The 15,438-nt window shown below is 59.0% G+C and carries 12 protein-coding genes; 7 read left to right on the top strand and 5 right to left on the bottom strand.

What is annotated here, in order from left to right:
* Positions 1-45 precede the first annotated feature (45 nt).
* Positions 46-909: a helix-turn-helix transcriptional regulator gene (locus ED655_RS00995; RefSeq protein ID WP_162993334.1), complete on the bottom strand. Its 864-nt coding sequence runs from the start codon at positions 907-909 to the stop codon at positions 46-48.
* Positions 910-1,007: 98 nt separating this feature from the next.
* Between ED655_RS00995 and ED655_RS00990 the strand changes: the two genes are divergently transcribed.
* From ED655_RS00990 to ED655_RS00960, 6 genes are all read left to right on the top strand, one after another.
* Complete coding sequence (locus ED655_RS00990; protein WP_122048645.1) at positions 1,008-1,901, top strand: SDR family oxidoreductase; 894 nt, start codon at positions 1,008-1,010, stop codon at positions 1,899-1,901.
* A 269-nt stretch (positions 1,902-2,170) separates the two neighbouring features.
* On the top strand, positions 2,171-3,049 hold the full coding sequence (locus ED655_RS00980) for a LysR family transcriptional regulator (protein ID WP_122048643.1): 879 nt from the start codon (positions 2,171-2,173) through the stop codon (positions 3,047-3,049).
* 210 nt (positions 3,050-3,259) lie between these two features.
* A complete protein-coding gene (locus ED655_RS00975; protein ID WP_122048642.1) occupies positions 3,260-4,237 on the top strand; it encodes a DUF1852 domain-containing protein in 978 nt (325 codons plus the stop codon).
* A 71-nt stretch (positions 4,238-4,308) separates the two neighbouring features.
* Complete coding sequence (locus ED655_RS00970) at positions 4,309-5,340, top strand: methionine synthase (protein ID WP_122048697.1); 1,032 nt, start codon at positions 4,309-4,311, stop codon at positions 5,338-5,340.
* Positions 5,341-5,474: 134 nt separating this feature from the next.
* Positions 5,475-6,026, top strand: a complete 552-nt coding sequence (locus ED655_RS00965; RefSeq protein ID WP_122048696.1) for a flavin reductase family protein — start codon at positions 5,475-5,477, stop codon at positions 6,024-6,026.
* A gap of 26 nt (positions 6,027-6,052) precedes the next feature.
* Entirely contained in the window at positions 6,053-6,934 is an 882-nt protein-coding gene (locus tag ED655_RS00960) for a methylenetetrahydrofolate reductase (RefSeq protein ID WP_122048641.1), read from the top strand.
* 78 nt (positions 6,935-7,012) lie between these two features.
* Here the strand turns inward: ED655_RS00960 and purU are convergent, their stop codons facing one another.
* From purU to ED655_RS00940, 4 genes are all read right to left on the bottom strand, one after another.
* Positions 7,013-7,897, bottom strand: a complete 885-nt coding sequence (purU, locus tag ED655_RS00955) for a formyltetrahydrofolate deformylase (RefSeq protein WP_122038423.1) — start codon at positions 7,895-7,897, stop codon at positions 7,013-7,015.
* 197 nt (positions 7,898-8,094) lie between these two features.
* Positions 8,095-9,210, bottom strand: coding sequence for a metallophosphoesterase (locus ED655_RS00950; protein WP_122048640.1), 1,116 nt, complete (start codon positions 9,208-9,210; stop codon positions 8,095-8,097).
* A gap of 143 nt (positions 9,211-9,353) precedes the next feature.
* A complete protein-coding gene (locus ED655_RS00945) occupies positions 9,354-12,707 on the bottom strand; it encodes a TonB-dependent receptor domain-containing protein (RefSeq protein WP_240993433.1) in 3,354 nt (1,117 codons plus the stop codon).
* A 287-nt stretch (positions 12,708-12,994) separates the two neighbouring features.
* Positions 12,995-13,690, bottom strand: coding sequence for an aspartate/glutamate racemase family protein (locus tag ED655_RS00940; protein ID WP_122048638.1), 696 nt, complete (start codon positions 13,688-13,690; stop codon positions 12,995-12,997).
* A gap of 375 nt (positions 13,691-14,065) precedes the next feature.
* On the opposite strand from ED655_RS00940, the gene ED655_RS00935 reads away from it, so the two are divergent.
* Positions 14,066-15,436, top strand: coding sequence for an NAD(P)-dependent oxidoreductase (locus tag ED655_RS00935; RefSeq protein ID WP_122048637.1), 1,371 nt, complete (start codon positions 14,066-14,068; stop codon positions 15,434-15,436).
* Positions 15,437-15,438 lie beyond the last annotated feature (2 nt).

The raw sequence follows: 15,438 nt of genomic DNA, 5'->3' as shown, positions 1-15,438 counted from the left end.
TCACTACGCTGGTCAGAGCCTTCTGCCCGCATCCGACACATCACATCAATTCGGGCCACCCCCGTCAGCCACCGGGACGCTATTGTCCGGAATCGTCTCTGCCATAAGGCGCTGGATGCGCTCGAGATCGCCTTCCGTGGCCGGATTATAGATGATCAGGCCAAGATCTGGCCGCCCATCGACAGCGAACCCTGAATATTCGAGTTCGATCAGCCCCACCGCAGGATGTTGCAGGCGCTTGGTTCCCTCACCCTGCTGCAACACGTCATTATGCTGCCAGAGCGCCGCGAAATCCGGGCTGGCAGCGCTCAGTTCAGCGACAAGCCTGTCGATCTCGGCAGAAGCACCAGCCCGCACCACATCGGCACGAAAAGCCGCCACCACCGAATAGGCAAGGCTCGACCAGTCCGTCTGCATCGCGCGTATACGGGGCGTACAAAAGACGATCTTGAGGATATTCCGGTCTTCCCGCGCCAGCTTGCTGTAATCGGTGAGCACACAGGAGGCAGCCCTGTTCCAGGCAACGACATCCCACAAGGCTGTCTTGACGATGGCTGGGCTCCAGGTGAGCGCATCAAGCACGCGTTGCAGGCGCGGCGTGATGCCTTCGGCCGCCCTGTACCGCCGTTCCGGCGGATGCCCGAGCGCCAGCATATACAGATGCTCCCGCTCTGCTTCGGTCAGCAGCATCCCCTTGGCAATACGATCGAGTACATCCGCCGAGGGCGAACCCGCCCGCCCCTGCTCCAGCCAAGTGTACCATGTCGGGCTGATATTGGCGCGTTGTGCGACTTCCTCCCGGCGCAACCCCGGCGTGCGTCGCCTTGTGGCGGGGAAGCCAAAAGCCGCCGGATCGAGACGCCCACGTCTGTCTCTTAGATAGGCGCCAAGCGCGGTGGAAGAAGTCACGGCGAGCCTGTCAGTGCTGATACTATGATAACGTCACTACTGTAACAGGATGACTATGGCGGCCATGATCATGATCTGACAACCAAGGAAGCTGGATCATGCGCGTTTTTCTGACCGGGGCGAACGGTTTTATCGGCGCCAAACTCGTTGCGGACCTTATTGGGGCTGGCCATCAGGTGCTCGGCCTGACGCGCTCGACGGCTGGCGCACAAAGACTCCAGGCCGCAGGTGCAGAAGCGTTGCACGGCGATCTTGAGGATCTCGCCAGCCTGCGCGCAGGAGCGGCAGGGAGCGACGGCGTTATCCATACCGCGTTCGACCATGACTTTGCGCATTATCTTGCCAATTGCGAGAAAGACCGACGCGCTATCGACGCCATCGGTGAAGCGCTTCAGGACTCGAACCGCCCCTTTGTAATCACCTCCACAACGCTGTTCGGCGAAGCTCATCCCGGCGCGTGCGCGGATGAGGATGTCTTCAACGCCCAGCACAAGAATCCACGGGTCATTTCGGAAATCGCAGCGCAGGGAATGATTGATCGCGGCCGGAATGTCTCGCTGGTGCGTCTGTCGCAAATTCACGATACGGCCCGTCAGGGCCTCGTGACATTCCTGATCCAGCTTGCCCGCGAGACAGGGCGTTCCGCCTATATTGCGGACACGGATTATCGCTGGTCGGCAGCCCCTGTTTCGGCCACCGTCACACTCTATCGTCTGGCGCTTGAAAAGCAGGCCCACGGCGCACGCTATCATGCAACGGCGGAAGAAGGTGTGTCGGTACGCGCCATTGCCGAAAGGATCGGGCAAACTCTCGGCTTGCCGGTCACCGGACTGAGCGAGGATGAGGCAATGGCTCATTTCGGCTGGTTATATGGCTTCGTCAGCAAGGACATGACGGCCTCGAGTCAAAAGACGCAACAACGCCTTGGCTGGCAGCCCGTTGGGGCCAGCTTGCTGAGTGACGTTGCTAATCTCAGCCCTCAAGCGGCGTGAGTCGGCAGATCGCGACCTTGCTGGCGTATCCCATAAGGGCGGCGCCAGCTTGCCTGTGACCACTCACCACCCTCACTGCGGCTGAAACCGCCTTTTCTCTGCCGAACGTCCGAGGCCGGCTGCGTCACCGGGCAAGAAAACCGGAGCAGCGTGCCGGAGCCAGAGAGATGCCGTTCGCGCTCCCGGATCGTGATCACGCCAGACCATCTGCTTGATTCCTGCCTGAAATTCATCAAAGATGATGGAAACCTGACGGATATTCATGGATCATGATCGACATTCAGCCGCTGGCCATTTTGCGTGAAATCCATCGCACCGGCAGCCTGACACAGGCAGCAGAACAATTATGCCTGACCCAGTCTGCCGTCAGTCATGCCATCCGCCGTTTCGAGGACCGATACAGCGTCAAGCTGTTCGAGCGCGAAGGCCACAAATTGCGCTTTACCCTCGCCGGAGACTATCTGCTCGGGCTCGCCCAGCGCGTCCTGCCGCAGCTTGAGCATGGCGCCGGTGTGCTGGAAGATTATGCGCGTGGTCGACGGGGCTCGATCCGTATCGGTATGGAATGTCACCCCTGTCAGGACTGGCTGATGCAGGTGGTCGATCCCTTTTTGGCTGCGTGGCCTGATGTCGAACTCGACGTCACGACCGCCTTCCAGTTTGGCGGACTGACGGCTCTGCTCGGCCATGAAATCGATATTCTCGTCACGCCCGATCCGATTGCGCGCCCGGAGCTCACCTTCACGCCCGTCTTCGACTACGAGCTCGTACTGGCCGTGTCCGACACGCACCCTCTGGCGCAGAAACACCATATCGAACCTTCTGACCTCACAACCGAAACGCTGATCACCTATCCCGTCTCGCGCGAGCGGCTTGATATCTACACGCAATTCCTCGTCCCGGCCCATGCCCTGCCGCGGCGGCACCGCACAGTGGAAACCACCGATCTGATGATGCGCCTTGTGGCATCCGGACGGGCTGTCAGCGCCACACCGGACTGGCTGCTACGCAAGGTGAAAGGGGTGAAAGGCGTCAGGATTGGTAACGGAATTCTCAAATCCATCCATCTGGGCCACCGCACGGGTACGGCACCCTCATATCTGGACGGATTCATCAAACTGGCAGCCAGTGTCAAAATCGACTCATGACGCCGATGATCAACGGCGCCGGGCCTACAGCATCCCGCGTGTCTTTCTGACACGACGAGGAAAAACATGACAGATTGTCATGTTATAACGAATTATAATCATTTGTCTTCATGATGGGTCACGCCGGATAAACGGGCCTCGCTCGCACCGCGCGGCGGCACTTTCAACGTGGCGCGGAAAACAGGTTCCAGCAGAGGATACCCGCCCATCATGACCCGCGATTTCACTTTCAAGGTTAAAAGTCTCCGGTTCGATGAAAACTACGCGCCGGCTCCCGGTACGCGGTTGACCACCAATTTCGCCAATCTCGCGAGAGGTGAATCCCGGCAGGAAAACCTGCGGGCGGCGCTGCACATGATCGATCATCGCTTCAACGATCTCGCTCAATGGGACAACCCTGAGGGTCATCGCTATGCGCTCGAACTCGATATCGTCTCCATCGACATGGATATCACCGGGTCCGGTGAAAGCTTTCCTGCCATCGAGCTTCTCAGGACCACGATCATCGACCGGACCAGTGGCAAGCGCATCGAGGGCATCGTAGGCAATAATTTCTCATCCTATGTGCGCGACTATGATTTCAGCGTGCTTCTGCCCGAGCATAATCGCGGACGTGACAGTTTTTCCGTTCCCGGTGATTTCGGCGTTCTTCATGGCAGGATCTTCAAGGCTTTCATCGCGTCTGAGGCCTACGCGGCCCATTTCACGAAGCCCCCCGTGATCTGCCTGAGCGTTTCTGAAAACAAGATCTATACCCGCACCACCAATGAGCATCCCGTGCTGGGCGTGGAATACACACCCAACGAGACCTCACTGACCGAAAGCTATTTTGGCAAGATGGGGATGCAGGTGCGCTATTTCATGCCGCCCGGATGCGTCGCGCCCCTCGCCTTCTATTTCTCTGGCGATCTGCTCAATGATTATACGCCTCTCGAACTGATCAGCACGATCAGCACGATGGAGACATTCCAGCGTATCTATCGCCCGGAAATCTACAACGCGAACTCGGCTGCCGCCTCACGCTACAAGCCCAGTCTGCGCCAGAACGATTATTCCAACACCCGTGTGGTCTATGACCGCGAGGAGCGCACGCGCCTCGCTATCGAGCAGGGACGATTTGCAGGCGAGCATTTCATTGCACCGCACAAAAGCCTTCTCGAGCAATGGTCCAGCCGCTACGCCGCCTGAGCCCTTCATTCAGCATCACTATGCCGCCCCTGTGGGCCATCCCTCTGCCCCCCTCTGAAGAGTCATATTTCATGAAGAAGCTTCTCCCCACTGCGACTGCTGGCAGCCTGCCAAAGCCCTCATGGCTTGCGGAGCCCGAAAAGCTCTGGTCCCCCTGGAAAATGGAGGGCGAGGCTCTGGTTGAGGCCAAACAGGATGCGCTTCGCGTCTCGCTGCTTGAGCAGCAGGTGGCAGGCGTCGATATCGTCAGCGACGGCGAGCAGACACGCCAGCACTTTGTCACTACCTTCATCGAGCACCTCGCCGGTGTCGATTTCGAGAAGCGCGAGACCGTCACCATTCGCAACCGCTACGAAGCCAGCGTACCCACGGTCGTAAGCGCGGTCGCGCGTGAGAAGCCGGTTTTTGTCGAGGATGCAAAATTCCTGCGTCAGCAGACCAAGGCGCCGATCAAATGGGCGCTGCCAGGCCCCATGACCATGATCGACACGCTGTATGACGCGCACTACAAAAGCCGCGAGAAACTGGCCTGGGAATTTGCCGCCATTCTCAATGCCGAAGCCCGTGAGCTGGAGCAGGCCGGTGTGGATATCATCCAGTTCGATGAGCCAGCCTTCAACGTGTTTTTCGACGAGGTCAATGACTGGGGCATTGCCACGCTTGAGCGCGCCATTGAAGGGCTGAAATGCCAGACCGCCGTCCATATCTGCTACGGCTATGGCATCAAGGCCAATACAGATTGGAAAAAGACGCTGGGCCATGAATGGCGCCAGTACGAGCGCACCTTCCCGAAGCTGCAGGCCTCGAACATCGATCTCGTGTCGCTGGAATGTCAGAACTCCCACGTGCCGATGGAGCTGATCGAATTGCTGCGTGGCAAGAAGGTGATGGTCGGGGCCATCGATGTCGCAAGCAACCGCATCGAAACCCCGGAAGAAGTTGCAGATACCCTGCGCAAGGCGCTTCAGTTTGTTGATGCCGAAAATCTCTGCCCCTGCACGAATTGCGGCATGGCACCGCTTTCACGCAACGTGGCCAGAGGCAAACTTCAGGCTCTCGCCGCCGGTGCCGAGATCGTCCGTCGCGAGCTGACCTGCGCCTGATCCCACCCTCTCGATCATGAGCGAGACGATGCCGGTTGGCCGCGAAAGCTGACCGGCCTGTTTTTCAGGATTCGGCCCCAATGGCGGCAGGGCCGCATTTTCCGCGCTCATTAAACGAAGATTCGGCAGAAATCATGACAGAAGCCCCCCTGAAGCCCAGCCCAGACATCAAGGCCCAAAACAGCCTTGATCCAAAAGCCCTGCGCGCCTGCTGTGGGCAGTTCGCGACCGGTGTCACGGTTGTGACGACCCGCACAGAGGAGGGCGATCACGGCATGACGGTCAGCGCTTTCATGTCGGTCTCGCTCGACCCACCCCTGATTGGTGTCTGTGTTGGTGCGCGTTCCACTCTTCTGGCGCGGGTCCGCCATGCTGGCCGGTTTGCCGTCAGTGTCCTCGCGCAAGATATGGAAGCCCATGCCATGCATTTTGCGGGACGACGCAACGACACATTGCAGGATCTGTTCGAGCCGCGCGACGGCTTGCCGGTTCTAAAGGGCGCAGGGGCGGTCTTCACAACGGATCTCGTGCAGCAGGTAACGGCGGGAGATCATGTCATACTGATCGGTCAGGTATGCAGCATGGTCCTTGACAAGGCCGCACGCCCGCTCCTGCATCATGCCGGGCAGTTCAAATACATCGCCTCTCCAGATTCATGCAGCCCTGAACGACAACACAGGGCATGATCCCCATAACGGGCAGGGGGAACGCCATGACGGTGCGATCAACTGGGAAAACGGACGGGGCCCACGACCCGGATCGGCTCTGGCGCTTTTCGCTCGAAGTCACGACCAAGGATCTGCCATCCCTGAAAGGCATGATGTCATCGGGAGCATTACCTCTGGAGCCAGTCACACCTGTCATGATCCCCCATCTGGCCAATGACACGCAAGCAGCGCGTCTGGAGGCCATCCGCACTATCAGGACCCTTGGCCTGCTTCCTGTGCCGCATTTCTCCGCCCGACGCCTTGCCTCGAAAGCGGCCTGCGAGACCCTGCTGGCGCAGATGGTGACCGAGGCCGGGATTGAGCGATGCTTCATTGTCGCAGGGGACCCGTCCGAGCCTGCAGGCCCTTTTGCCGACAGCGCTGCCCTGCTGGCAACCGGCCTGTTCGAGAAAGCAGGGATCAGGGTTGTTGATATTGGGGGATATCCGGAAGGCCATGCCCTCATGACGCCTGAACAAGGCTGGACGGTGTTGGAGCATAAATGCCGCGATATCGAGGCACGGGGCATGACGCCAGAAATCGTCACGCAATTCGGCTTTGATGCTCAGGCCATCATGGCGTGGCTCATGCGCCTGCGTGAACGTGGGATCACATGCCACGTCAGAATAGGCGTTCCGGGACCTGCGTCGATCGCCTCCCTGCTGCGTTTTGCCGCACGCTGCGGGGTAGGGGCCTCTGCCTCCGTGCTTTCCCGATATGGCATATCGCTTGGCAAGTTACTGGGAAGCGCCGGACCGGACCAGCTGATCACCCAGCTTGAAGAGCAGCTTGTCGACGCGCATGGCCCGGTCAGCCTGCATTTCTACCCGTTCGGTAATCTCGGGCGTACCATGGACTGGATTGGCCAGCGCATCGGCAAAGGGTGATGGATCCCAGAACCACCATGACCATCGCCCGGTGATCGCTTCTGAAAGCGATCCCGTGCAACAGGGACGCTGTCTGGCTCAGCCGTTACGCGACGAGGCAAAGGATCCCGGGCTTGCGGGAAAGACAACAGTGCTGCGGCCGTTGAGAAACACACGCCTGTGCGCATGGGCATGAATTGCGCGTGCCAGAACCTGACTTTCCACATCACGCCCCAGCGTGACGTAGTCTTCAGGTGACTGGTTGTGCGATACACGAATGATGTCCTGCTCGATGATCGGCCCCTCATCGAGTTCCGCCGTGACATAATGCGCGGTCGCACCGATCAGCTTGACGCCACGCGCATGAGCCTGATGGTAGGGATGAGCGCCCTTGAAACTGGGCAGGAAGGAGTGATGGATGTTGATCGTGCGCCCTGACAGGGCCTGACACATCTCATCAGACAGAACCTGCATATAGCGTGCCAGCACCACAAGCTGCGCCCCGCTGTCGCGAATGATGGCAAGCTGCTGCGCTTCGGCTTCGGGTTTGTTTTCCCTCGTCACCCGGATGTAGTGGAAGGGTATGTCGTGGTTGACCACCAGCTTCTGGAAATCCAGATGATTGGAAATCACCGCAACGATATTGATCGGCAGGGCCCCGATACGGGTGCGATAGAGCAGATCGTTCAGGCAATGGCCGAACCGTGACACCATGATCACGACATTCAGCCGCTCATTCTCGTCATGGAAGGTGGCGGTCATGCCGTATTGCGCGGCGATCGGGGCGAAATCGCGCTGCAATTCCTCAAGGCTCGTATTCGCCTCGGCCAGAAAACTGGTCCTCATGAAAAACCGGTTCGATTCGATATCGTCGAACTGTGAGCTATCGCGGATATTGCAGTCTTTTCCCGCGAGATACCCCGAGATTACAGCCACAATTCCACGACGTGCCTCGCACGTTACCGTAACGCAATAACGGCCCATCCTCTTCCCCTGTCTATTGCCGGCACGTGCTGCTTCATCGCCGAGGCACGATATCCCCGGCCTGCGCCCTGACCGGCTGCACGGTTATCACAACCGCCTTTATTGCTGCGGGACGTAGCAGCTTCATGCGACCGTGCCTACAGCAGGGCCATAACCGGCCAGCCTGTGAAGCGACCTACCCTTTTTCGCGCCAGCGGTCAGGCTGATTTGAGGTGAAAGCAGGTAATTTCGGAGGGTCTGCCAAGGCGAACTGCGAAGCCGGGCCAGATACCGGTGCCGTTGCTCACGTAAAGCGTCATGGCACCAACTTCGTAGCGGCGGGAAACAAAGCCGTTATTGCCACGCGCCACCATGCGGTCCAGACCATAGATCATCCCGCCATGCGTATGACCGGAAAGCTGAAGCGCCACGCCCTGAGCGGCAGCCTCACGCGCGCCGCCGGGCTGATGATCGAGCAGTATGACAGGCGCGCCTTCAGGACGTCCTGCCAGCGCCGCCGCCAGATCGGGCCTGGCCTCACCATGACCGGCTGCGGAGTGATCTGTCACACCCGCAACCACCAGCGACGCCCCGTTACGGGTGATGAGTCGATGCGTGTTGAGCAGCATGTGAAAGCCGAGCGTGCCGATATGCTGCATCCATTCGCGATAATCGAAAAAATATTCATGGTTGCCCGGACAGGCCATCAGCCCGTCAGGGGCCGCAAGCTGCGCAAGCGGGGCAACGTCGTCGCGACGCATGGCCACCGATCCATCGATAAAATCCCCGGTTACGACGATCAGATCTGCCCCGATGGCATTGGTGCGTGACACCACCTCCTCGGCCCAGCGGCGCGGGAAAACGCGGGTGATGTGCAGATCGGTCAGCTGGGCAATGCGATAGCCATCAAAGGCAGGGTCGAGCCCCGCGATGCTGACTGTCTCATGCCTGACCGGCGGTACGCGCACGGCATTCCACACTCCCAGCGCCGACAGCAAGGCAGCCAGCCCGCCGATTGCGACGCGCGGGATCGTGCCGATCACAATGCCATGCCACTGCACCAAAGCCACCAAAGCCGCGACAATATCGACCATGATTTGCCCGACGGTCACGAACATCAGGGCGCCGAACGCCCAGTTGAACAGGATGACCACAGGGCGCGGCATTTCTGGCGCAAAGACAGAGCCGGAAGAAAGGCGGCTCCACTGGTGAAAGAGCGCCGCTCCAACGATCAGGATGATCGCAGCCAGTTTGACGGGAAGTGCCAGAGGAAGCGGCCAGAGCCAGTTCAGAATGACAACGACGAAAAGCGTACCGAAAATGAATGGGCGCAAGAGACAGATGATCCTGAAAATGAGGCCGCAACAGGCAACGCTCCCGCAAGGCAAAAGGTTTTCCCTGTGCCGCGCCACTTTCAGGACTATCGGGAAAGGCGCGTTGAAAAACCCCTCTGCTTTTGCAGAGGGGTGCGGTTGCGTCAGAAATGCACGCCGATATTGAGCTGGAAACTGCGCCCGATAAAGGCCTCGTAATAACGGTTGGTATCATAGATGCCCGGGTCCTTCGGCAGGGCATCGGTGATGTTGTTGATGACGAAATTGGCCGCGAGATTCTTGGTGATTTCATACGCCAGGGAGAGATTGAAATAGGCGAATGAAGGACGCTTGTTATCCTGATAACGCGTGGCCGGTACCTGCACCGCGTACTGGGTCGGCCCATACCAGAGCGTCTGCCACTGGGCCGAGAACGGACCGCGCATGTAGTTCAGGTTGAGCGTGAAGTTGTCATTGGGTGCATCTGTCGTTCCCGAAAGGAAATACGTGCTGCCCAGATAGGTGTTCTGGCTCTTGAGATAGTGAACGTAGTTGCCGCTCAGATCGATTTCACCGGCACCGTCGCCCAGCCCGAAACGCGACAGGGGAGCGTAGTAGTCGAAGGTTGCCTGCAAAGCCTGCGTCTCATAGCTGGCAATGTTGTAATAGCCTGCGCTGAAGGTCGAAAGCTGACCGGAGGAATCACGTGTGAAGGTGTTGCAGAAGGCATTGGACGGGTAGCTGGACGAGTCATAGCAGGCATTCATCAGATCCTGCGCGCCCAGAGAGGTGATGGCGTTTTTCACCTTCACATCCACAAAAGACGCCTTCATGTCGAGGCCACGCACGAAATGCGGCCGGAATTCGAGGCTGCCCGTATAGCTCTTTGAGGTTTCGTTCTTGAGGTTGCTGTTGCCGCCTGCGCTGCCCGGAATGGTGTAGAAATTGAAGTTGGAGGTGAAGGGTTGGGTGATGCCCGCCTTGGCGCAGTTTGCCGCACGAATGGCCGGGTTGGGGCCGGAACCAATGCCTGCGTCGGAGCACGGATCAACGCCTGTTTCGTAATCGGTGGAGCGGGGCGAAAACAGTTCCGTCACGGAGGGATTACGCACCGACTGCGCGTAGTTGCCACTCAGGCCGAAATCCTCCGTCGGCCACCAGGCACCGCCGAACATGTAGGTCCAGTAATTGCCGGTCATGCTGTTATTGATGAAGCGACCATTGGCTGTGGCTGACAGGTTATAGATACCTGGCACGTTCATGGTCGGCGAGACGAAAGGAACGTCCAGCTCGCCGAAGGCTTCATGCGTATGATACGCGCCCCCTGTGGGCGGGATAGCCGTGCTGTTGCCATATTGCTGATACGTGCCATCACCCTGCGGCCAGCCGCGGAAGAAGGCACCCGGATCGAAATGATACCCTTCGCGGCGATGCTCATAGCCCAGATCCCACCGGATATCGCCTGCGGGCAAGCGGAACACCGTTGAACTCAGTTCGGCCTGGATATCGCGCTGCGTGTTGTTGTTGCGTGAATGGGCATCAGAAATGACATAGTCACGTGCGCCCGGCGTCATCTGGTTATAGCCGAAGGGATTGAGTGGTTCACAGGTCGAACTGCGCGTGGCGATGGGTGCATTCTGATAGCCCGAAGCGCACACGATATTGCCGCTGGAATCACGCACGGCGTTGAGGGCATTGACGAGGTTCGGAGTGACGATGGAAGGCGTCCAGGTATCGTTCATGTAGCGCGTGTATTCACCACGCACTTTCCAGTCGAACTTGCGCCCCACTGCATTGAAATCACCGGCAAGCCCGCCCTGGAAGCGATACATCTGCACCTTCGTGCGATACAGACCCGCGTCGAGGTCCTGGTTCAGACGGTTCAGGTAGAAGGTGTCTGTCGGCTGGCCATTGGCAGCCAGAGCATTCTTGATTGTCTGCTGCTCGGCGCTGGTCAGATAGGGATTGCTCGTGCTCAGCGCATAGGCGCCATTGACGACATCATTGGTGTAGTAGCTGCTGCTCATCGGGCCAGCCGTATTGAGCGTCAGGGGATTGTCGAACTGGGTTGTGCTCCAGGTGCCCTGACCCACCTGACTCTCGGCGCTGCCACGGGCATACCAGCCCTGCCATGTAGCATGGATGTGCCGGGTAATGTCGTAATGCCCGAGCAGCGTCAGGTTCAGCTTATCATTGGGGGCGATCAGCTGATTGTAGTCCTGCAGGGCGATACCATTCCCGCCGATACCGTGCGTGGTATCTCCCTTGAGATAGGCATTCGCCTGAAGGGGAATGAGCGACTGGCCATTCTGGCTGAACATGAGCGGCATATTGGCGGCATTGGCCACGGCGTTATTGGCCTGACCGGCCAGCGCGGCGCCAGCAGACCCCGCATAGACCGGCAGATTGCCGTAATCACCGGTGATCATGGGAATACCGGTCACGGAGTTCTGGATGAACCGCGAGCCAGCACCCAGAACATAGGTATAGGGCGAGCTCTGCCCGAGCGGCACGCGATGATAAAGCACCGCGTCGCGCCCGAACACATCAGGCCGGTCATTGGCGACCATACCGCCCTGGTTGCGATATTCCACATCAAAGACCATGCCGCCCTTGTCATGGTCGAAATTGCGGCCAGCCTTGAAGGTCAGTTTCTCACCCGGTGCATCGAGCTTTTGCGACCAGTTACCCTGGGCATTGAAATCGACACCGGTGAAGTGGTCATCGAGCGTATAGTTCATCACGCCCGCCACGGCGTCGGCACCATAGGCCGCGCCCGCACCGCCGAGGCGCGTATCAATACCCTTAATGAGCGAGGTCGGAATCGTGCTCACATCCACCTGCGAGCCCGAACCGGAACCATAGATCGAGGCTGTCGCGCCACCGCCCATACGCATGCCATCAATCAGGGTCAGCGTACGCTGGGCGCCCAGATTGAGGAGGCCGATAAAGGACTGACCCGCCCCGAAGCTGCCCTGGTTACCGATGGTGGAATTGCCACCCTGGCTGATTGCCGGATTTTCACGCAGCAGGGCCGTACCGAGATCGTAATATCCCCGACGTCGGATCTGTTCCCCACCCAGGGTCGATCCTGCCATGACATTCGTCAGGCGCGATTGCGACAGGCGCGTGCCGGTTACGATGATGGTCTCTTTCTGCGGCGAAGAATCCGCCGTTTCCACGCCACTTGAGAAAGGCAGGGCAGGCTGGGCAGCAGCACTCGACGCGCCGTTTTGCGGTGCCGTGCCTGCACCGGTTACCGCTGCGCTGCCACCAGCGCTCCCTGCCGCCACGCCCACCTTCGAGGATGTTGCCTTGGCCGTTGCCCGAGCGGGTTTTTTTGTCGCGTGGGATGACCGACGCGCGGTGGTCTTCTTGTGCGCGGTTCCCGCCCCCTGAGCGATGGTCTGGGCAAGGCCCTCTGCCGGCGCAGCAAACACTGTGCAGAACAAGGCAACCATCAATGTGCTCTGCCGCAGGCCCCTGTGACGATAAGGCAATGTTACCCGGCGCACCATCGTGAGACTCCCGTCAATATGTTTCGTAAATTTAACGATACATACCGTAAGGAAATTTCTCCGATTTGGTATCTATAACGCAACGATAACGAAATTTGGTTGCGATCGTTGCTTTTTCGCAACATAGCGTTACCACTCGTGCCGCGATGACAGTCAACACCCATCAAACAACGGTAGAAATCCCATCTGGCATATGGATAACCATAAAATTGGGTGACGACGCGCTGATAACGCTGGGCGACCCGGATCAGGAAATAATGCGCCCTTCTGCGTGTCTGGTCGTCCTGTCAGTCGGCCAATGCCTTTTCGAGGGTGGCCTGGACATGCAGGGCTGTCGTATCGAAAAGCGGCACCGTGCTATCCTCAGCCCCGACAAGCAGCATGATTTCCGTGCATCCCAGAATGATCGCCTCAGCACCCGAAGCGACAAGGCGGGCCATGATGGTGCGATAAAGCGCGCGGGATGACGGGTTGATCTGCCCGGCCACGAGCTCGTCATAGATGATACGATGTACGTCCATGCGGTCCCGTTCGTCGGGAATGATCACCTCCAGACCATAACGCTCGGTCAGTCGCTTCCTGTAGAAATCCTGCTCCATGGTAAAGCGCGTGCCCAACAGCCCGATACGTCGAAGGCCGCTCTGCCTGATCTGTTCGCCGGTGGCGTCAGCGATATGCAGGATGGGAATCGATAGTTGCGCCTGCACCGCATCCGCCACGCAGTGCATGGTGTTCGTACAGATTACCAGATCATCCGCTCCCGCCTTCTCCAGATGGCGCGCCGCCTCAATCAGACGCTCGGTCAGGACATCCCACGCGCCACGATGCTGGAGATCCTTGATCTCGGCGAAGTCGAATGACCACAAAAGGCAGCGTGCAGACGAGGCAGGACCGAGCCTGTCACGCACACCCTCATTAAGCAGACGATAATACATGGCCGAGCTCTCCCAGCTCATACCACCCAGAAGCCCGATCATTCTCATCGTTTATCCCCACTCTTTGCTTAGTCGTGACCAGCGCTTCACCCTATAGCGCCTGCGTGAGGGGCGTTCCAATCCGGTAACGCTTTCTGGGCCAGATGCAAAAATGTTCCACTTCTTTGCCGTTACGGCATCGCGCAAGCGATTCACCTCCCCCGGTATCCCCCTTGCTAGCACGGATTATGTATCGATATCGGAACAGACAGGTGTGCGACATGTTTCCTTGCCCCCGCTGTTCTGACCGCCGCGCTTCGCAACGGGATCAGGCAGAGAGTGTCGGGCGCCAGATATCTGAACATATGGTCAGATTTTACTTGCAGCGCGCATCATCCCGATCGTAACGTTCGTTTTACGGAACAAACAGAACCGGATTCTCCCATGCGCCCTGATATTGCCTGTGGTCGCCTGCCCCAAGAAATTCTGGCGCGAAATTTCGCGGATGCCCATCCGGGACTGACCCCCGAACAGGCAGCGCTGGAAGCCGATCGATGTTTCTATTGTTATGACGCGCCCTGTATCGAGGCCTGTCCGACCGATATCGACATTCCGCGTTTCATCAAGGCCATTGCCTCGCGGAACACGGCAGGTGCGGCCAGGACCATCCTGCAATCAAACATCCTCGGCGGCTCCTGCGCCCGCGTCTGCCCGACCGAGATCCTGTGCGAACAGAAATGTGTGCACACCGCCATCGAAACTCATAAACCTGTTCGTATCGGCGCGCTGCAGCGCTACGCCACAGACTGGCAGATGGCCCAGGACACGCACCCTTTCACACGTGCCACCCCGACGGGGCGACATATCGCCATCGTGGGTGCGGGTCCTGCGGGTCTCGCCTGCGCTCATCGTCTGGCCATGCACGGTCATGAGGTGACGCTGTTCGACCGGCACGAAAAGGCGGGCGGCCTGAATGAATATGGTGTTGCCGCCTACAAGCTGGCGGATGATTTTGCCCAGAAGGAAATTGATTTCCTGATGGCAATCGGCGGTATTCATTATCAGGGGCGGGCCATTCTGGGCGAAACGATCCACCTCGCTACGTTGCGACAGGTTTACGACGCCGTCTTTCTGGCGATCGGCCTGTCCGGGGTGCGGGCCCTTGGCCTCCCCGGCGAGACCATGCCTGGCGTCAAGGATGCCGTGGCGTTCATTGAACATCTGCGCTCCCACCCACTGGCCTCGGTGCAGGTCGGGCGGCGTGTCGTCGTGATCGGTGGAGGCAACACAGCCATCGATGCCGCCGTACAGGCGAAACGCCTTGGTGCCGAGGAGGTCACGCTGGTTTATCGTCGGGGTGAGCCCACCATGTCGGCCACCGAAGTCGAGCGCGAGTGGGCGCAGACCAACGGGGTCACGCTCCGGCTCTGGGCCGCACCAACCCGGTTGGAATTCGACAATGGCGCCCTCACCGGCGTGACATTCAGACGCACTGACACAGCCGCAGAGGCGTCGACAGGCCCCGCCACGCCCCCTGTCGATTTCACGATTGCCGCGGATATGGTGCTCAAGGCGATCGGGCAGGTTTTTGTCCCTGATCCGGTTTCACAGGATCAGATCCTGATCGAGAATGGCCGCCTTGTGGTGGACGAAAAAGGCCGCACCACACTGGCTGGCGTCTATGCTGGCGGCGACTGCACGGCGGGTGAAGATCTCACCGTGGCTGCCGTACGCGACGGGCGCGAGGCGGCACAGGCCATTCACAGCGACCTGACTCCTGACGATCTTTCTCTCTCCGGCACAGGAGTTCTCTGATC

This window comes from Asaia bogorensis (genome assembly GCF_900465345.1).
GTDB classification, from domain to species: Bacteria; Pseudomonadota; Alphaproteobacteria; order Acetobacterales; family Acetobacteraceae; genus Asaia; species Asaia bogorensis_A.
Note: the sequence above shows the minus strand (reverse complement) of the source record. Positions and strands in the feature narration are given on the sequence as shown.

Coding starts and splice junctions, on each gene's coding strand:
- ED655_RS00990 (WP_122048645.1), top strand. CDS start 1,008: ATGCGCGTTTTTCTGACCGGGGCGAACGGTTTTATCGGCGCCAAACTC.
- ED655_RS00980 (WP_122048643.1), top strand. CDS start 2,171: ATGATCGACATTCAGCCGCTGGCCATTTTGCGTGAAATCCATCGCACC.
- ED655_RS00975 (WP_122048642.1), top strand. CDS start 3,260: ATGACCCGCGATTTCACTTTCAAGGTTAAAAGTCTCCGGTTCGATGAA.
- ED655_RS00970 (WP_122048697.1), top strand. CDS start 4,309: ATGAAGAAGCTTCTCCCCACTGCGACTGCTGGCAGCCTGCCAAAGCCC.
- ED655_RS00965 (WP_122048696.1), top strand. CDS start 5,475: ATGACAGAAGCCCCCCTGAAGCCCAGCCCAGACATCAAGGCCCAAAAC.
- ED655_RS00960 (WP_122048641.1), top strand. CDS start 6,053: ATGACGGTGCGATCAACTGGGAAAACGGACGGGGCCCACGACCCGGAT.
- purU (WP_122038423.1), bottom strand. CDS start 7,897: ATGGGCCGTTATTGCGTTACGGTAACGTGCGAGGCACGTCGTGGAATT.
- ED655_RS00945 (WP_240993433.1), bottom strand. CDS start 12,707: ATGGTGCGCCGGGTAACATTGCCTTATCGTCACAGGGGCCTGCGGCAG.
- ED655_RS00940 (WP_122048638.1), bottom strand. CDS start 13,690: ATGAGAATGATCGGGCTTCTGGGTGGTATGAGCTGGGAGAGCTCGGCC.
- ED655_RS00935 (WP_122048637.1), top strand. CDS start 14,066: ATGCGCCCTGATATTGCCTGTGGTCGCCTGCCCCAAGAAATTCTGGCG.